General features: G+C 72.8%; 15 protein-coding genes and 1 tRNA gene. 10 read left to right on the forward strand and 6 right to left on the reverse strand.

Going from position 1 to position 15,657, the window contains the following annotated elements; all coding sequences use genetic code 11:
* Positions 1 to 21 precede the first annotated feature (21 nt).
* A complete protein-coding gene (locus tag EDF27_RS16365) occupies positions 22 to 858 on the forward strand; it encodes a LysM peptidoglycan-binding domain-containing protein (protein WP_132050001.1) in 837 nt (278 codons plus the stop codon).
* A gap of 8 nt (positions 859 to 866) precedes the next feature.
* Here the strand turns inward: EDF27_RS16365 and EDF27_RS16370 are convergent, their stop codons facing one another.
* Positions 867 to 1,082, reverse strand: coding sequence for a hypothetical protein (locus EDF27_RS16370; protein ID WP_123653390.1), 216 nt, complete (start codon positions 1,080 to 1,082; stop codon positions 867 to 869).
* A 100-nt stretch (positions 1,083 to 1,182) separates the two neighbouring features.
* On the opposite strand from EDF27_RS16370, the gene EDF27_RS16375 reads away from it, so the two are divergent.
* Positions 1,183 to 1,254: transfer RNA gene (locus EDF27_RS16375), tRNA-Gly, on the forward strand.
* A gap of 136 nt (positions 1,255 to 1,390) precedes the next feature.
* Here EDF27_RS16375 and EDF27_RS16380 read toward each other — a convergent pair.
* From EDF27_RS16380 to EDF27_RS16390, 3 genes are read right to left on the reverse strand one after another with little or no spacing between them, the layout of a single operon-like run.
* Complete coding sequence (locus EDF27_RS16380; RefSeq protein WP_132050003.1) at positions 1,391 to 1,639, reverse strand: DUF6510 family protein; 249 nt, start codon at positions 1,637 to 1,639, stop codon at positions 1,391 to 1,393.
* Positions 1,639 to 2,454 carry an FAD-binding oxidoreductase gene (locus EDF27_RS16385; protein WP_243698395.1) on the reverse strand — a complete coding sequence of 272 codons (816 nt, stop codon included), beginning with the start codon at positions 2,452 to 2,454 and terminating at the stop codon, positions 1,639 to 1,641. Before EDF27_RS16385 ends, EDF27_RS16380 begins: the two co-directional genes overlap by 1 nt.
* On the reverse strand, positions 2,451 to 3,059 hold the full coding sequence (locus EDF27_RS16390; RefSeq protein WP_132050005.1) for a molybdopterin-dependent oxidoreductase: 609 nt from the start codon (positions 3,057 to 3,059) through the stop codon (positions 2,451 to 2,453). The genes EDF27_RS16385 and EDF27_RS16390 overlap by 4 nt, the downstream gene beginning before the upstream one ends.
* Positions 3,060 to 3,235: 176 nt before the next feature.
* Here EDF27_RS16390 and EDF27_RS16395 point away from each other — a divergent pair, with 176 nt between their 5' ends.
* The 8 genes from EDF27_RS16395 (at position 3,236) to EDF27_RS16430 (ending at position 12,278) form a co-directional block, all read left to right on the forward strand.
* The gene (locus EDF27_RS16395; RefSeq protein ID WP_123703663.1) at positions 3,236 to 4,837 is read left to right on the forward strand and encodes an ABC transporter substrate-binding protein; all 1,602 of its coding nucleotides are present in this window, start codon (positions 3,236 to 3,238) and stop codon (positions 4,835 to 4,837) included.
* Complete coding sequence (locus EDF27_RS16400) at positions 4,834 to 5,865, forward strand: ABC transporter permease (protein WP_123703661.1); 1,032 nt, start codon at positions 4,834 to 4,836, stop codon at positions 5,863 to 5,865. Before EDF27_RS16395 ends, EDF27_RS16400 begins: the two co-directional genes overlap by 4 nt.
* The gene (locus EDF27_RS16405) at positions 5,862 to 6,743 is read left to right on the forward strand and encodes an ABC transporter permease (RefSeq protein WP_123653395.1); all 882 of its coding nucleotides are present in this window, start codon (positions 5,862 to 5,864) and stop codon (positions 6,741 to 6,743) included. The genes EDF27_RS16400 and EDF27_RS16405 overlap by 4 nt, the downstream gene beginning before the upstream one ends.
* Positions 6,740 to 8,542, forward strand: a complete 1,803-nt coding sequence (locus EDF27_RS16410) for an ABC transporter ATP-binding protein (RefSeq protein ID WP_132050007.1) — start codon at positions 6,740 to 6,742, stop codon at positions 8,540 to 8,542. The genes EDF27_RS16405 and EDF27_RS16410 overlap by 4 nt, the downstream gene beginning before the upstream one ends.
* A complete protein-coding gene (locus EDF27_RS16415) occupies positions 8,539 to 10,581 on the forward strand; it encodes a CocE/NonD family hydrolase (RefSeq protein WP_132050009.1) in 2,043 nt (680 codons plus the stop codon). Before EDF27_RS16410 ends, EDF27_RS16415 begins: the two co-directional genes overlap by 4 nt.
* Positions 10,578 to 11,216, forward strand: coding sequence for a TetR family transcriptional regulator C-terminal domain-containing protein (locus EDF27_RS16420; RefSeq protein ID WP_243698396.1), 639 nt, complete (start codon positions 10,578 to 10,580; stop codon positions 11,214 to 11,216). The genes EDF27_RS16415 and EDF27_RS16420 overlap by 4 nt, the downstream gene beginning before the upstream one ends.
* A gap of 21 nt (positions 11,217 to 11,237) precedes the next feature.
* On the forward strand, positions 11,238 to 11,660 hold the full coding sequence (locus EDF27_RS16425; RefSeq protein WP_132050011.1) for an SIP domain-containing protein: 423 nt from the start codon (positions 11,238 to 11,240) through the stop codon (positions 11,658 to 11,660).
* A 108-nt stretch (positions 11,661 to 11,768) separates the two neighbouring features.
* A complete protein-coding gene (locus tag EDF27_RS16430) occupies positions 11,769 to 12,278 on the forward strand; it encodes a DNA starvation/stationary phase protection protein (protein ID WP_123653399.1) in 510 nt (169 codons plus the stop codon).
* Positions 12,279 to 12,440: 162 nt separating this feature from the next.
* Here EDF27_RS16430 and rfaE2 read toward each other — a convergent pair whose 3' ends face one another.
* Together rfaE2 and EDF27_RS16440 are read right to left on the reverse strand one after the other, a co-directional pair.
* Positions 12,441 to 13,934, reverse strand: a complete 1,494-nt coding sequence (gene rfaE2 / locus EDF27_RS16435) for a D-glycero-beta-D-manno-heptose 1-phosphate adenylyltransferase (protein ID WP_132050013.1) — start codon at positions 13,932 to 13,934, stop codon at positions 12,441 to 12,443.
* Positions 13,931 to 15,448 carry an aldehyde dehydrogenase family protein gene (locus EDF27_RS16440; protein WP_132050016.1) on the reverse strand — a complete coding sequence of 506 codons (1,518 nt, stop codon included), beginning with the start codon at positions 15,446 to 15,448 and terminating at the stop codon, positions 13,931 to 13,933. The genes rfaE2 and EDF27_RS16440 overlap by 4 nt, the downstream gene beginning before the upstream one ends.
* Positions 15,449 to 15,657 lie beyond the last annotated feature (209 nt).

Consider the following 15,657-nt stretch of genomic DNA (forward strand, 5'->3'; position numbering starts at 1 on the left):
GTGGGCGGGAACGGGGAACTGATGACGGTCGTGTCGACGACATCCACGAGGAGGCGGCTCCTCGGCGCCGCAGCACTGACGATCGTGGCGCTCGCGCTCGGCGGGTGCGCCACGACCAGCACCGCGATGCCGGCGGTCGCCACGGCCACGAACCCCGCGCCGAGCAGCCCGACGAGCACCACGCCGACCAGCCCGACGAGCACCACGCCGACCAGCCCGTCGACCCCGGCGCCCGCCGCCGGCACCGTCGTCCTCGACACCGACCTGGCGTCCGCCGACGGCCGGGCATCGATCCACCTCCGCGTCGTCGCCACCGGCCAGGACGACTACGTCGTGCAGACTTCCGCGTACCGCTCCACGCTCGGCGAACCGCTCGCGGTCTTCTTCCGGCAGTTCGACGAGCAGGTGGGCGACACGATCAGCGAAGGCGTGAGCTTCGGCTACGACGCCTGGGGCGCGCCGGGGGAGACCGCCCAGGTGCCGGACGCACGGTTCCGACTGCAGGAGGCCGGGGACGACCCGAGCTTCCTGCGGACCGCGGTGCTGGTGAACCGACCCGAGACGTCGCCGTGGCAGGTGCTCGGCGTCAGCGAACTGCACTGGTCGACGCCGGACCGGCACCCGGACCTGCACGTCGTCGACACCGGCCCCCGGAGCGGTGCCACCGGCACGGTCGAGTCGGCGGGCGGTGTGCCGCGCTGGTACCACGTGGCGGCGGGCGACCGGCTGGCCGACGTCGCGACGCGGTTCGGCGTGACGGTGAGCGACCTGCACTACCTCAGCGCGCGACAGGCCCTCGGGCTGGCGTACGAGCTGCAGGCCGGCGAGACCCTGAACCTCGACCGCACGAAGCGCTGATCCCTGGGTCAGGCCGGGTGGTAGACGGCGATCGCGGGGCCGTCGCCGGCATCGTGGGTCTGCCGGGTCGCCGCCCAGGTCCGGCCGTCGTGCTCGATGGTCGGCGGCAGGTCACCGCGGACCAGGATCCGGACCGCTGGACCGTCACCGTCGACGAGGTCCACGCCGTGCGAGTCGGGCTCGTCCGGGTTGCCGCCGCCGGTCTCCTTCACGAAGTCGTTCATGCACCAGAGTCAACACGGACACGCCCGGTACCGGCTCCGAGTCGGCCCTCGGAGCGAACACGGGTATAGTCATCCGAGCGCGACCGACAGGTCACGCGATGCGGATGTGGCGCAGTGGTAGCGCATCACCTTGCCAAGGTGAGGGTCGCGAGTTCGAATCTCGTCATCCGCTCGGGAACCGCCGGCTCCACCCGGCCCCCTACGAAGCCCTGACCTCCATCGGGGCATTCGTGGTTTCAGGGCGCCGTGGTTTCAGGGCCCCGTGGTTTCAGGGGTCGGATTCTCGGGGCGATCGTGGTTCGAGACGCTCAGAGCAGCGCCGCCCGGACGCCCGGCATCGCGACCCACCGCCGCGCGCCGTCGGTCACCACCGTCACGAGCACGCTGTCGCAGTCCACGCACCGCGCGACCGAGCCCATCGCGGTCCGGTACGTCCGCGCCCGCCCGAGCACGCCGAGTGAACCGCACCCGGCGCAGCGCAGCCGGGCCGAGGTCGCGTCCGGACCGAGGACGTCGACGAGGTCCCCGGCGAGCGCGTTGCCGTCGAACAGGGTCATCAGTTGCCTCCGAACCGTTCCGCGCGGACGTCCGTCGTGTCGTGCCCGAGCTCGCCGAGCCACCGCAGGACCTGCTCGACGAACGGCGTCGAGCCGCAGACGTACACCAGGGCACCGGCGTCCGGCGGGAACACCGCCGCGGCGAGGGCGTCCCGGGTGAGCCGCCCGACCGGCAGCGTCGGGTCCGGCGCCCGGCGGCTGTACACGATCGCGTCGGTGAACGGCGCGGTGCCGGCGCGTGCGGCGTCGAGTGTGGACCGGAAGAAGACGTCGTCCGGCGTCCGCACGGCGTAGAGGAGCCGGAACGGGGTCGGGTCCTCGGCCTCGGTGTGCGCGGAGACCATCGCGGCGAGCGGCACGATGCCCGACCCGCCCGCGATCAGCTGGACGGGACGGGTCGGTGCGGTGGTGTCCGGTCGCCAGACGAACCAGCCCCCGAGCGGGCCGTGCACGTCGAGGGCGTCCCCGACCTCGACCGCGTCGACCAGGAACGGGGAGACCTCGCCGTCGTCGACGCGGTCCACGGCCAGGGTGACCATGGTGGAGTCGCCGGCGGACGCGATCGAGTACGAGCGCGTGGCCTGGTAGCCGTCCTCGGCGGTGAGTCGCAGGTCCAGGTGCTGACCGGGGTCGTTGCCGGGCCAGGTCGGCACGTCGAGGACGATCCGCCGGGCGGTCGGGGTCTCGGGGGAGACGGCGGCGACGGTCGCGGCGTGCCAGGCCGGCCGTCTGCGGGGCGGCGCGGACGGTGCGGAGCCGACCCCCGCCTCCAGACCGGCGGTGCCAGGCGGCACGACGGACGAGGGCACCGTCACCAGTACCGCTCCTCCTTCCACGGGTCACCGTGGAGGTTGTAGCCCGCGTTCTCCCAGAACCCGGGCTCGTCCGAGGACTGCATCACGATCCCGCGCACCCACTTCGCGCTCTTCCAGAAGTACAGGTGCGGCACGAGGAGCCGCGCCGGCCCGCCGTGCTCCGGCTCGAGCGGTTCCCCGTCGGCCTCGAACGCGATCCAGGCCTGCCCGTCGAGCAGCTCGTCGAGCGGCACGTTCGTGGCGTACCCGCCGAAGCTGTGCACCATGCAGTAGTCCAGTGACGTCTCCACGTCCGCGAACAGCTTGTCGAGCGGCACCCCGCGCCAGGGCATGTCGAGCTTGGTCCAGTGCGTCACGCAGTGGATGTCGACGGTGACGTCCTCGACGCCGAGCGCCCGGACCTCGTCCCACGTCCACTCGTGCAGGCCCGACTCGGTGCGGATCGAGAAGCTCCAGTCGGTGGGCTCGATGTCCGGTGTGGCTCCGGCGGAGAGCACGGGCCAGTCGCGGACCAGGGTCTGGCCGGGTGGGATCCGGGACGCGTCGACCGACCCGGCATCGTCGCCCCGCCGTCGTCCGCCGAACCCGCGTGTGAAGCTCGCCATCGCAGCCCGTCCTCCCTGGACACGCACGCGCATCCGTCGGTCTGATCCTGGCCCCTCCGGGCCACCGGCGTGTAACGGGTTCGTAAACGTTCCGCGGATGCGCGTCACAGGATTCGCCAGCGACCCCACGGCCCTCTATCGTTCACCGGAACGATTACCAGGAGGGGTCACCCCGAATGCAGCCCATCGTCCAGCCCCCAGAACCCGACCGCCGTCCCAGCCGCCGCACGCTCCTCACGGGGGCGGCAGGACTCGCCGGTCTCGGCCTGCTCACCCTCACCGGGTGCAGCACCGGCGCGAGCGCGGGCACCGTCAGCATCCCCGAGCAGGCGGCCACCGGCGCCGCACGTCGCGGTGGTCGGCTCCGCATCGCCCGGCCGGCGGCATCGGCCGCCGAGACCCTCGACTCCGCCAGCTCGCTGTCCGCGTACGAGTACCTCGGCGCGCTCTACAACCGCCTCGTGAAGCTCGACGAGTCGGGGGAGACCGTCCCCGACCTCGCTCGCGAGTGGTCCGCGAACGCCGACGGCACCGTGTGGACGTTCCATCTGCGCCGTGGTGTCCGGTTCCACGACGGATCCCGGTTCAGCGCCGACGACGCCGTCGCGAGCATCGCGCACATCCTCGACGAGGCGACGGGCTCCCCGCAGGCCGGCGTCCTCGGTGAGGTGATGACGGCGAAGTCCATGCACGTGGTCGACCCGTACACGCTCCGCTTCGACCTGACGAAGCCGAACGCCGAGTTCCCGTCGCTCCTGACGGCGTACCAGTGCTACATCGTGCCGGCCGCCGCGGTGGCGACGATCGGCCGCACGGGCATCGGCACCGGACCGTTCAAGCTGTCCTCCTTCACGCCGGCCGGTGCCGGCAGCGTCGAGGCGTTCGACGACCACTTCGCCGGACGTCCGGCCCTCGACGGCATCGACTTCTTCTCCATCCAGGACACGACGGCCCGGGTGAACGCGCTGCTCGCCGGCCAGATCGACCTGATCTCGCAGACGAACCTCGACTTCGCCACGGCCCGGGTGGTGGCCGCCTCGGACCGTGCGACGGTCGCCCGCTCGGTGAACGCGCAGTGGTACACGATCCCGATGCTCGCGACGAGTGCCGAGTTCAAGGACCCGAAGGTGCGGCAGGCGATGAAGCTCGCCTACGACCCGAAGCGGATCGTGGAGACGGCACTGCAGGGGACCGGTTCGCCCGGTTGGGACAACCCGGTGCCGCCGCAGCTCGCCGCGTTCCTCGACGAACCCCGCGAGTACGACCCGGACAAGGCCAAGAGCCTGCTCAAGCAGGCCGGACGGGAGGGACTGCGCACCTCGATCTACACGTCCAGTTACGAGTCGGTCTTCACCCCGCTCGCGGTCGCGTACCGCGACCAGGTGGCGGACGCCGGGATCGACCTGACGGTCCGGAGCGCGTCCTCCGACTCGTACTACACGCAGATCTGGATGCAGAAGCCGCTGATGGTGAGCTACTGGTTCACCGGCCGGCCGATCGACCAGCTGCTCAACCAGATCTTCCGGTCCGGGTCCTCCTACAACGAGAGCGCGTGGTCGAACGGGTCCTTCGACCTGCTCCTGGACGAGGCCCGCGCGGAGATGGACGACGCCAAGCGGAAGACGCTCTACCAGGACGCCCAGCGACTCGTCGTCGCGGACGGCGCCGACATGACCCCGATGTTCGGCGACCGCCTCGTGGGGCTCTCCCGCGACGTCGTCAACTACTCGGAGTTCGGCTTCGAGTTCGACTACCTCCGGATCGGACTGCGCCGATGAACGTCCTCCTCCCCGTCCTCCGCCGCGTCGGCATCGCCGTGCTGACGGTGGTGCTCGCCTCCCTGTTCGTGTTCCTCGCGGTGCAGGCCCTGCCCGGCGACGTCGCGCAGCAGCTCCTCGGGCAGAACGCCACGCCGGCAGCGGTCAAGCAGCTGCGCGAGTCCCTCGGCCTCGACCAGAACGTGTGGCTCCGCTACGGGCAGTGGCTCGTCGGCGCGGCGCACGGCGACTTCGGGACCTCGCTCGTCAGCGGGGAGCCGGTCGCACCGACGCTCTTCACCGCGTTCCGGAACAGCATGCTGATCGCCGTGCCCGCGATGCTCGTCGGCGTGACGCTCTCCCTGACGCTCGGCGTCGTCGCCGGGGTCCGTCGCGGCCGTCCGAGCGACCGGGTGATCTCGATCGTCAGCCTCGTCGTGATGAGCGTCCCGGAGTTCATGGTCGCCACCGTGCTCGTGCTGCTCTTCGCGATCGGCATCCCGTTGTTCCCCGCCGTGGTGCTGCGCGGGAGCGACGCCACCGTCGGGGAGCTCCTGCCGACGATCTGGCTGCCGATCATCGTGCTGACCCTGGCGATGGCCGCGTACATCGTCCGGACCGCCCGGTCCTCGACGATCGACGTGATGGCGTCCGAGTTCGTCACCACCGCCGAGCTCAAGGGCCTGACGATGCGCCGAGTGGTCTGGAAGCACGCGGTGCCGAGTGCGCTGCTGCCGACGCTCAACGTCGTCGCGCTGAACGTCGCCTGGCTCCTCGGCGGCGTGGTCGTCGTGGAGAACGTCTTCAACTACCCGGGCATGGGCAAGCTGATGCTCGAGTCCGTCTTCAACCGGGACCTGCCGACGATCGAGGCGATCGCGCTCCTCAGCGCCGTCATCTACGTCATCTGCAACCTCGCGGCGGACCTCGTCGCACTGGCGCTCGACCCGCGGCTCCGCACCCGGCAGCGGCGGACCCGCGTCCGTCCGCCCGCACGACGGGCCGCACGCGCCGCCCGCGCCCGCGCGAACGAAGGGACCGCAGCATGACCGCCATCGCCCCCCGCTCGCGGAACGTGATCGGTGCCGCCGTCGCACCGTTGCGCTCCTCGACCGCCCTGAGCATCGGCCTCGGCCTCATCGCGCTGCACCTGGTGCTCGCGATCCTGGCCCCCGTCATCGCCGTGCACGACCCGGTGGCGACGGACTCGACGAACGTCCTCGCCGGCCCGGAGTGGAGCCACTGGCTCGGCACCGACCAGTACGGCCGCGACATCCTGTCCCGCACCCTGAACGGTGGCCGGTACGCGCTCCTGGTGACCTTCCTCGCGACGACCATCGCGGTCGCCGTCGGCACGGTCCTCGGTGCAATCACCGCGTACGCCGACAACTGGTTCGACGAGGTCGTGATGCGGGTCGTCGACGCACTGCTCAGCGTGCCGTCGATCCTCGCCCTGCTCGTCGTCGTGACGGTGTTCGACGCCGGGCTCTGGGTGATCGTGCTCGCCGTGACGATCGTCTACGCGCCCGCCGTGACCCGCGTGGTCCGTGGCGCCGCCCGGACGGTGATCACGCAGGACTACGTCACCGCGGCACGCGCCCGCGGGGAGAAGCCGCTGTCGATCGTGTTCCGCGAGATCCTGCCGAACGTCCTCGACGTCGTGCTCGTCGAGTACGCGATGCGGGCGTCCTGGATCGTCCTCCTCGTCGCCTCGCTGTCCTTCCTCGGCTTCGGTGCGAACCCGCCGACGCCGGACTGGGGCCTCATGGTGCAGGAGAACCGCACCGCACTGACCGTCGTGCCGCTCGGCACGCTGGCGCCGATCGTGGCGCTGGCGACGCTCGTGATCGGCCTCAACCTCGCCGCGGACGGGCTGGCCAAGTCGCTCGGCGTCGACCGTGCCACGCAGGGAGCAACGAGCGCATGACCGACCCCAGCACCGACGCGACCGCGTCGACGACCACGACCGCCGCGGACACGACCAGGACCGCACCGGACACCGCCACCGTCCGCGTCGAGGACCTCGCGATCTCCTACGCCGCCGGCCGGACCCAGGTCCCCGTCGTCCGCGGCGTCTCGTTCACCATCGCCGCCGGCCGGACGCTCGGCCTGGTCGGGGAGTCCGGCAGCGGCAAGTCCACCGTCGCCCGGACCCTCCTCGCGCACCTCCGCACCGGCTCCCGCATCGTCGGCGGTTCGGTCACGGTCGCCGACCAGGACGTCTTCGCCCTGTCGCCGTCCGCCACCCGGGCGCTCCGAGGCGGTACGGCCTCCGTGGTCGCCCAGAACGCCGGGCAGGCACTCACCCCCTCGATGCGCGTCGGCGAGCAGATCCGCGAGGCCCTCCGCGCCCACGGCGAGCCCGACGGCCCGGAGCGGGTCACGGAGCTCGTCCGGCTCGTGCGCCTGCCGTCCCCGGACACGATCGGCCGCCGGTACCCGCACCAGCTCTCCGGTGGCCAGCAGCAGCGCGTCGCGATCGCGATGGCCGTCGCGGCCCGACCCCGGGTGCTCGTCCTCGACGAGCCGACCACGGCGCTCGACGTCGTCACGCAGGCGGCGGTCCTCGACCTGGTCGCGGACCTCGGCCGGGAGCTCGGCATGGCCGTCCTCCTCGTCAGCCACGACCTCGGCGTCGTGTCGGCGATGGCCGACGAGATCGCCGTGATGCGGCAGGGCGAGATCGTCGAGCACCGCCCGACGGCGGCGCTCTTCGCCGACCCGCAGCACGAGTACACGCGCGCCCTGTTGGCCGCGGTGCCGGACGGGACCCGTCCTGGAGGCGGTGGGCACGCGCCGTCGATGGCGACCGTCCCCGGGACGGTCACCGGCCGGTCCACTGGCACCGAGCCTCCCGTCCGCCCCCTGGTGACCGCACGGGACCTGGTGGTGCGTTACGGACGCGGCCTGCCGGCCGCCGTCGACGGCGTGTCCTTCGACATCGCACCGCGCGAGACGCTCGCCGTCGTCGGCGAGTCCGGCAGCGGCAAGTCCACGCTCGCGACGGCACTCGCCGGGCTCGTGCCCACCGAGTCGGGGACGTTCACCTACGACGGCGGGACGACCTCGGGGGACCTCCGGGACCCGGTCGCCGGACGGAGCACCGCGCTCCGCCGGGCCGTCCAGCTCGTGTTCCAGAACGCGGACACCTCGCTCAACCCCCGGCGGACCGTCGGCGCCGCGGTCGCGCGGCCGCTGAAACTGTTCACCGGGTCGTCGTCGCGTGCGCGGGTCGACGAACTGCTGACACAGGTGGGGCTCGGACCGGAGTTCGCGAACCGCCTGCCCGCCCAGCTCTCCGGCGGTCAGCGCCAGCGTGTCGGGATCGCCCGTGCGCTGGCGGCCGGACCGGAGCTCGTGATCGCGGACGAGATCACCACAGCACTCGACGTGCAGGTGCAGGCCGGGATCCTCGGGCTGCTGGCGGACCTGCAGCGTGAGCAGGGGCTGAGCTGCCTGTTCATCAGCCACGACCTCGCCGTCGTCCGGGGCGTGGCCGACCGGGTCGCCGTGATGACCGGCGGCCGGATCGTCGAGATCGGCCCGACCGAGCGGGTCTTCGGCGGCCCGAACCACCCGTACACGCGGACGCTCCTCGCGGCGACGCTCGAGCCGGGCGTCACCGAGCTGCCGGACGTCGACGACGGCGTGCAGCACTGGCGGAACGCCGACGGCTGGACCGACCACGGCGACGGACACCGGATCAGGAACTGGGAGGACGCATGACCGCGTCGCTGACGGCGATCGGGGTGCCGGGCGGACTGCCGCCGGGCGTCGCGGTCCGGGACGAGTGGATCCCGATGCCGGACGGTGTCCGGCTGCACACCCGGATCTGGTCGCCCGTGACCGACGCCCCGGTGCCCGTGCTGCTGGAGTACCTGCCGTACCGGCTCGACGACTGGACCGCGCCGCGCGACTCCGAGCGGCACCCCTGGTACGCCGCGCACGGGTACGCGTCCGTCCGGGTGGACATCCGCGGGACCGGGTCCTCGGACGGGTTCTTCGACGACGAGTACAGCGAGCAGGAGCTCCGCGACGGCGAGGCCGTGATCGCCTGGCTCGCTGAGCAGCCCTGGTCGACCGGTGCCGTCGGGATGTTCGGCATCTCCTGGGGCGGGTTCAACGCGCTGCAGCTCGCCGCCCGCGCTCCCGCCGCACTCAAGGCCATCGTCACGGTGTGCTCCACCGACGACCGGTACGACAACGACGTGCACTACGTCGGCGGTGCGGTGCTCGGCATCGACATGGCGGCGTGGGGCGCGACGATGTTCGCGTTCAACTCCCGGCCGCCCCGGCCCGAGGTCGTCGGGCCGTCGTGGGTGTCCCGGTGGCGTGAACGGCTCGACGCGAACCGGCCGATGACGCCGGTGTGGCTGTCGCACCAGACGCGCGACGACTACTGGCGGCACGGCAGCGCGTCCGAGGACTACGCCGACATCAGCGCGGCGGTGCTCGCGGTCGGCGGCTGGGCGGACCCCTACCGGGACGCCGTGCTCCGCCTCGTGGAGCACGTCGACGCCCCGGTCAAGGGGATCGTCGGGCCGTGGTCGCACCAGTACCCGGACCGCGGACTCGCGCCGGGGCCGTCGATCGGCTTCCTGCAGGAGTCCCTCCGCTGGTGGGACCGGTGGCTCCGCGGAGTCGACACCGGTGTCGAGCAGGAGCCCGCGCTCCGGGCGTGGATCAACGACCCCGAGCCGCCCGCGTCGTACTACGCCGAGCGGACCGGTCGCTGGGTCGGCGCGACCGCCTGGCCGTCGACGTCCACCGAGCCGCGGGTGCTCCCGCTCGACACGTTGCGCGGCGGCCGCGACGGCGCCGTCGTCGTGGCCTCGCCCGAGGAGACCGGCGCCGACGCGGGCCGGTTCTTCCCGTTCGGCAACGCCACCGACCTGCCGCCGGACCAGCGCGCGGAGGACGGCCGGTCCGTCTGCTTCGACCTGCCCGTCGAGGAGTCGTTCGACCTGCTCGGCAACGTCCTGGTCGACCTGTCGGTGACCAGTGACCAGCCGCGGGCGACCGTGACCGTGCGGCTTTGCGACGTCGCGCCGGACGGCAGCTCCACGCTCGTCACCCGCGGGGTGGTGAACGCCGCGCGTCGGAACGGGATGGACCGCGACGACCCGCTCGAACCCGGCACGTCGACCGTGGTGCCCGTGCGGCTCGTCTCGACCGGCCACCGGTTCCTCGCCGGGCACCGCCTGCGCCTCGCGGTGTCGACGTCGTACTGGCCGTGGGTGTGGCCGCACGGGGTCGCCGCGGCACTCGTGGTGGACCCCGCGGCGAGTTCGGTCACCCTGCCGGTGTGGCACGGCGACCCCGCGGTGGACGCCGGCATCCGCTTCGAGGACCCGGTCCGTTCGACGCCGCTGGCGATCACCCGGGTCGAGCCGACGGAACCGCTGCCGCAGCGCACGGTCACGCACGACGTCGAGACGGGGGAGTGGACGCTCGACGTCGACCCCGGCTACGGCGGCGGACGCGTGTACCCGGACGGGCTGGTGTTCAGCGAGGACGCCCGCGAGACCTACCGGATCCGCTCCGGGGACCCGACGTCCGCCAGTGCGGCGTCCCGGTGGGCGATCGGGCTGTCGCAGGACACCTGGGCGGCACGGCTCGAGACCACCTCGTCCGTCACCGCGTCCGCCGAGGCGTTCTCCGTCGTGAACACCGTGCGGGCCTGGGCCAGGGACGGGGTGGACGCCGCCGAGGAGCTCGTCGCCGAGCACACCTTCCGCGACGAGGTGCCCCGGGAGTCCGCGTGAGCACGGCGGCGTCCGCCGCCGGGCGCGTGCGGCAGCGGCCGGAGGTCCGGCGCGCGATGATCGTCCGCGCCGCGCGGTCGGTGATCGTCCGGAACGGCCTCGGCGCCACCGGGCTCCGGGACATCGCGGCCGAGGCCGGGGTGTCCGTCGGCACGGTGACCTACCACTTCGCGAGCGTCGCCGAGATCCTCAACGAGGTCGTCGTGCTCGAGACCGAGCGGTTCTACGGCGCGATCGTCGCGGCCGTCGACGCCGAGCCCGACACCGTCCGAGCACTCCGGATGCTCGTCGAGCCGCTCTTCGACGACAGCGACGAGGTCCGACAGCACTGGCGGATCTGGTCCGACTACTGGACGGCGGTCGCACGCCGTCCGGAGGTCGCCGACGAGTACGCCGAGCGGATCCGCGTGTGGGAGGCGTGCCTGGTCCGGGTGATCCGGCGCGGGGTCGAGGACGGCACGTTCGACACGGCCTCGGACGGCATCGACGCCTCGGTCGTCGCGCTGAAGCTCGCCGCGTACAGCGACGGCGTGGCGACCCAGCTCGCGCAGAACGCCCCCGGGCTGACGAACGCCGTCGCGCTCACGTGGATGTGGGAGTTCCTTTCACAGCAACTCGGGGTTGTTCTGAGGTAAGGCTTCCCTTACCGTTGAGCCATGGCCCGGACCCGACGACAGCCCAGCGAGCGCATCCTCATCGCAGGAGCCGTCGAGGACCTCCCGGAGATCCACCGGATGCTCGCCGAACTGCCCGAGAACGCCTACGGCCAGGTCTTCGTCGAGGTCGCCCTCGAGGAGCAGGTCCGCATCCTGCCGGCACCGCCGCGCGTCACCGTGACCTGGCTCGTCCGCACCACCCGCCCGTCGAACGTCCCGTCGCTCTGCTTCGCCGACCACGGGGAAGCCCTGGCGGCCGCCGTCATCGGCTGGGCGTCCGAGTGGTGCGTGACCGACTGCGAGCCGCGCACCTCCGTGTGGATCGGGTGCTCCGACAGCCCGTGGGCCGAGCAGGCCCGCGCCGCCGTCCAGCTGGAGCTCGCCGACGCCGGCCAGCAGGTCGTCGTGGAGTACGGCGGGTAAGGTCAGCCTGTGCTTCCTTGCGCCGTTCAAGAAAACGGAGCATGGTGGGTCCATCGGTCAGACCGGGTGCAGGAACCCGGTGCAACCTCGAGGTAGCAGGAGGCAACCATGAGCACGAGCACCACCACGACCACCACCACGACGAACACCACGTCGCCGTTCTCCACCACGCCGGAGCTCGCCGCCGGGGTCGCCCAGTTCCTCGCGCCCGTCGTCATCGACCTCGAAGCCCTGGTCGTCAACGGCAAGCAGGCGCACTGGCACGTCCGCGGCCGCAACTTCATCGGCGTGCACGAGCTCCTCGACCAGATCGTCGAGCACGCGCAGGAGTACGCCGACCTCGCCGCGGAGCGCATCGTCGCCCTCGGCCTGCCGGTCGACTCGCGCATCGCGACCGTCGCCGCGAACACCACCATCCCGGCGCTGTCGGAGGGCTTCCAGAACTCCGACGTCACCATCACCGAGGTCATCGCCGACATCGACGCCGCGCTCGCGCAGGTCCGTCGTGCGGTCGAGGGCCTCGACGAGGTCGACCTCAACAGCCAGGACGTCGTCATCGAGATCGAGCGCGGGCTCACCAAGGACCGCTGGTTCCTGCAGGCGCACCTCGCCGCCTGAGTTGCGACCACTCCGCTGACGGGCAGGTCGAATCGCGCGTAGGAGGTCCGAACTTCGGACTTCCTACGCGCGATTTCGCTTTCCATCGCGACCGGGATGGGAAGAAACCTCCGCCCGTGGCGCACACGCGCGGCGGACCGGTCGCTCAGGACCGGGCGGTGTTCACGCGGCACCGCCCTCCGAGGTGCCTCCTGACGTCTCGCGGATGCGGCGCACGACCGCACTCGTGGAGTGCTCCGGCACGTAGTCGACCATGACGACCTCGCCGCCGTAGCCCCGCACCACCTCGGTCTCGCGGAGCATCTCGGGGGAGTAGTCCCCGCCCTTGACGTAGACGTCCGGGCGGACCCGCTCGATGAGGGGGATCGGGGTGTCCGTCGCGAAGACGGTGACGAGGTCCACGCAGGCGAGTGCCGCGAGGACCCCGGCGCGGTCCTCCGCGGTGTTGATCGGCCGCTCCGGGCCCTTCAGACGGCGGACCGAGTCGTCGTCGTTCAACGCGACCACGAGCAGGTCGCCGAGCTCGCTCGCCTGGCGCAGGTACGACGTGTGGCCACGGTGCACGACGTCGAAGCAGCCGTTCGTGAAGACGACCCGACGGCCGTCGCGGTGCGCCTGCTCGACGGCGGCGGCGAGGTCGTCGTGGTCGACGACGGTCTCCGCCGGGGCCTCCACGGAGCGGAGGAGGGCGTCGGCGTCGCAGGTGGACGTCCCGGCCTCGCGGACGACGACGTCGGCGGCGGCCTGGGCGAAGGTGACGGCGTCGCGGGCCGACGCACCGACGGCGAGGGCGACGGACGCGGCAGCGCAGAACGTGTCACCGGCGCCGGACGCCTGCTGCTCGGACGCGGGGGTCGCGCGGGTACGGAAGCCCTGGTCCTCGCCCCGTTCGAGGAGCACCGTGCCGTCGCGGTCGAGCGTGACCACGGCGGCCTCCGCGCCGGTCGCCCGGAGCACCTGCTCGCGCACCTCGACCACGGTCGCGGCGCGGTCGGTGCCCTGGTCGAGCGTGCGACCGAGGAGCGCCGCGGTCTCGCTGGCGTTCGGCGTGACGAGGTCCGGACGGAGGTCGTGCCACCCGCGGAGGTCGTGGGCGTCCACCACGACGACGTCGGGGCGGTGCGCCTCGAGCACCGGCAACACGGACTCCGGTGTGACGCCGAGGCCGTAGTCGCACACGACCGCGGCGTCGGCGCCGTGGACGGCTCGGGCGATCGCGGCGGCGAGCTGGTCGGTGTGGCCGTCGGTCGGGGTGCCCGCGAGTTCGTCGACACGGACGACCACGCGGTCGCCACCGACGATCCGGGACTTCGAGGTCGTGGTGGCGCCGGGGATCCGGACCATGAAGGACGTGTCGACGCCGGCGGCACCGAGCCGCTCGAGCAGGACCGTGCCGGTCTCGTCGTCGCCGACGATGCCGGCCATCCGGACCCGGGCGCCGAGCGTGCGGGCGTTCACCGCGGTGTTCGCGGCGCCACCGGGGACCGCGATGGTCTCGGTGACGCGGACGACGGGGGCCGGGGCCTCACGGGAGACCCGCTCGGCCTCGCCGATGGTCCAGCGGTCGAGGATGCAGTCGCCGATCACGACGACGAGCGGTTCGCGGTCGTCGATGCGTCCGACGAGGTCCCGGACGAGACGGACGTCGGCGGTCACCGGTCGAACCCCTCGGCGTCGGCGGTGGACGTGTCGGCGGGGGCCCCGGTCGCGGTCGGCGCTGCCGGCGCTGCTGTCGCTGCCGGCCCTGCTGGCGCTGCCGGCGCTGTCGGCCCTGCTGGCGGCGCCGGTTCGAGGTGCACCACCGTGGTCGTCGTCATCTCGTCGAGCAGGTGCGGCCCGTACCCGAAGCCGGCGCCGGAGGCCCCGCGGGGCTCCGCGCTGCCGCCGGGAGCGCCGCCGAACACGGCGTTCACCTTCACGGTGCCGACCGGCAGGGTCGCCGCGGCCCGGAGCGCGTTCCCGGTGTCGTTCGTCAGGACGGTGGCGGCGAGGCCGTACCGGTCCGCGGCCGCGAGGCGCAGCCCCTCGTCGAAGGAGTCGACGACCCGCACGGGCGCGATCGGCCCGAAGGTCTCCTCGGTCAGCGCGAGCGCGTCGTCCGGGACCTCGGTGAGCACGGTCGCCGGGTAGAACGTGCCGTCACCCTCGGGCACGGTGCCGCCGGTCCGGACGCTCGCACCGCGGGACGCCGCGTCGTCGACGTGCGCCTGCACGAGGCTCCGGAGCCGCTCGTCGACCAGGGGGCCGTACTCGGCGGCGGGCAGCGCCGTGCGACGCTCGGCCTCGGCGACGAGTGCGTCCACGAAGGCGTCGGCGACGTCGCGGTGCACGTAGACGCGCTCGACGCTCGTGCAGATCTGGCCGGTGTTGGCGAAGGCGCCGAGGGCGGTCTGCGCGGCGGCCCACACCGGGTCGACGTCGGCGTCCACGACGACGGCGTCGTTCCCGCCGTTCTCACGGATCACGTGCGCGCGGGTGCCGGTCGCCGCCGCCGCGAGTCGGTCGCCGGTCGCGGTCGAACCGACGTGCGCGTAGACCGCGATGCCGTCCTCGGCGAGGAGCGCCTCACCGGTGGACGCGTCGCCGTCGACACCCACCAGGACGCCGTCGGGCAGGACCTCGGCGAGCAGCTCGTTGAGCCGTGCGATCGTCGCCGGGCACCGCTCGCTGCCCTTGTGCACGACCGTGTTGCCGGTCACGACGGCTGCACCGATGATCCCGAGTGCGACCGCCACCGGGTCGTTCCACGGGGTGAGGGCGAGGACGACCCCACGCGGGTGCGGCACGGTCCAGTCGGCGGCTCCGTGCTGGCCGCGGAGCGACTCGCCGCGGTGCAGCGGTCCGAGTTCCGCGTACTGCAGGAGCGTGCCGATGCCGGCCTCGACCCCGCCGAGTGCGTCGCCGGGGACCTTGCCGGTCTCGCGGGTGTTCAGCTCGGCGAGTTCGTCAGCGTGCTCGCGGAGGTGTTCGGCCGCGGTCCGGAGCAGCGCACCCCGGTCGGCCGGAGCGGTGCGCGCCCAGGTCGGGAACGCGGTCCGGGCCCGGGTCACGGCGTCGTGCACCTGCTCGGGGGACGCGACGGGCGTGGTCGACGCCACCGCCCCGGTCACCGGGTCGAGGACGACCAGCTCGGTGGTCTGCGCGGTCGTGGTGGGGGCTTCGAGCGTCATGCGCGTCCTTCCGGAACAGCTGTCGGGAGCGGGAAGTCAGACCGTGCTCCTCGCTCCCTGGGCACGGTCACGGGGTCCGCGGTGGGCGGCCAGGCGCCCCCCGCGGAGTCCGCGGTGGGCGGCCAGGCCGGGCCGACCGGGGAGGCGGTGGCTGGCCAGGCCGGGCTGACCGGGGGACGCGCACGGCTCGGTCCCGGTAGACAGGGAGG

Origin of the sequence: Curtobacterium sp. PhB136, from assembly GCF_004346855.1 — a bacterium.
GTDB lineage: Bacteria > Actinomycetota > Actinomycetes > Actinomycetales > Microbacteriaceae > Curtobacterium.

Coding starts and splice junctions, on each gene's coding strand:
- EDF27_RS16415 (WP_132050009.1), top strand. CDS start 8,539: ATGACCGCGTCGCTGACGGCGATCGGGGTGCCGGGCGGACTGCCGCCG.
- EDF27_RS16380 (WP_132050003.1), bottom strand. CDS start 1,639: ATGACCCTGTTCGACGGCAACGCGCTCGCCGGGGACCTCGTCGACGTC.
- EDF27_RS16400 (WP_123703661.1), top strand. CDS start 4,834: ATGAACGTCCTCCTCCCCGTCCTCCGCCGCGTCGGCATCGCCGTGCTG.
- EDF27_RS16425 (WP_132050011.1), top strand. CDS start 11,238: ATGGCCCGGACCCGACGACAGCCCAGCGAGCGCATCCTCATCGCAGGA.
- EDF27_RS16430 (WP_123653399.1), top strand. CDS start 11,769: ATGAGCACGAGCACCACCACGACCACCACCACGACGAACACCACGTCG.
- EDF27_RS16365 (WP_132050001.1), top strand. CDS start 22: ATGACGGTCGTGTCGACGACATCCACGAGGAGGCGGCTCCTCGGCGCC.
- EDF27_RS16390 (WP_132050005.1), bottom strand. CDS start 3,059: ATGGCGAGCTTCACACGCGGGTTCGGCGGACGACGGCGGGGCGACGAT.
- EDF27_RS16405 (WP_123653395.1), top strand. CDS start 5,862: ATGACCGCCATCGCCCCCCGCTCGCGGAACGTGATCGGTGCCGCCGTC.
- EDF27_RS16370 (WP_123653390.1), bottom strand. CDS start 1,082: ATGAACGACTTCGTGAAGGAGACCGGCGGCGGCAACCCGGACGAGCCC.
- EDF27_RS16410 (WP_132050007.1), top strand. CDS start 6,740: ATGACCGACCCCAGCACCGACGCGACCGCGTCGACGACCACGACCGCC.
- EDF27_RS16440 (WP_132050016.1), bottom strand. CDS start 15,448: ATGACGCTCGAAGCCCCCACCACGACCGCGCAGACCACCGAGCTGGTC.
- EDF27_RS16395 (WP_123703663.1), top strand. CDS start 3,236: ATGCAGCCCATCGTCCAGCCCCCAGAACCCGACCGCCGTCCCAGCCGC.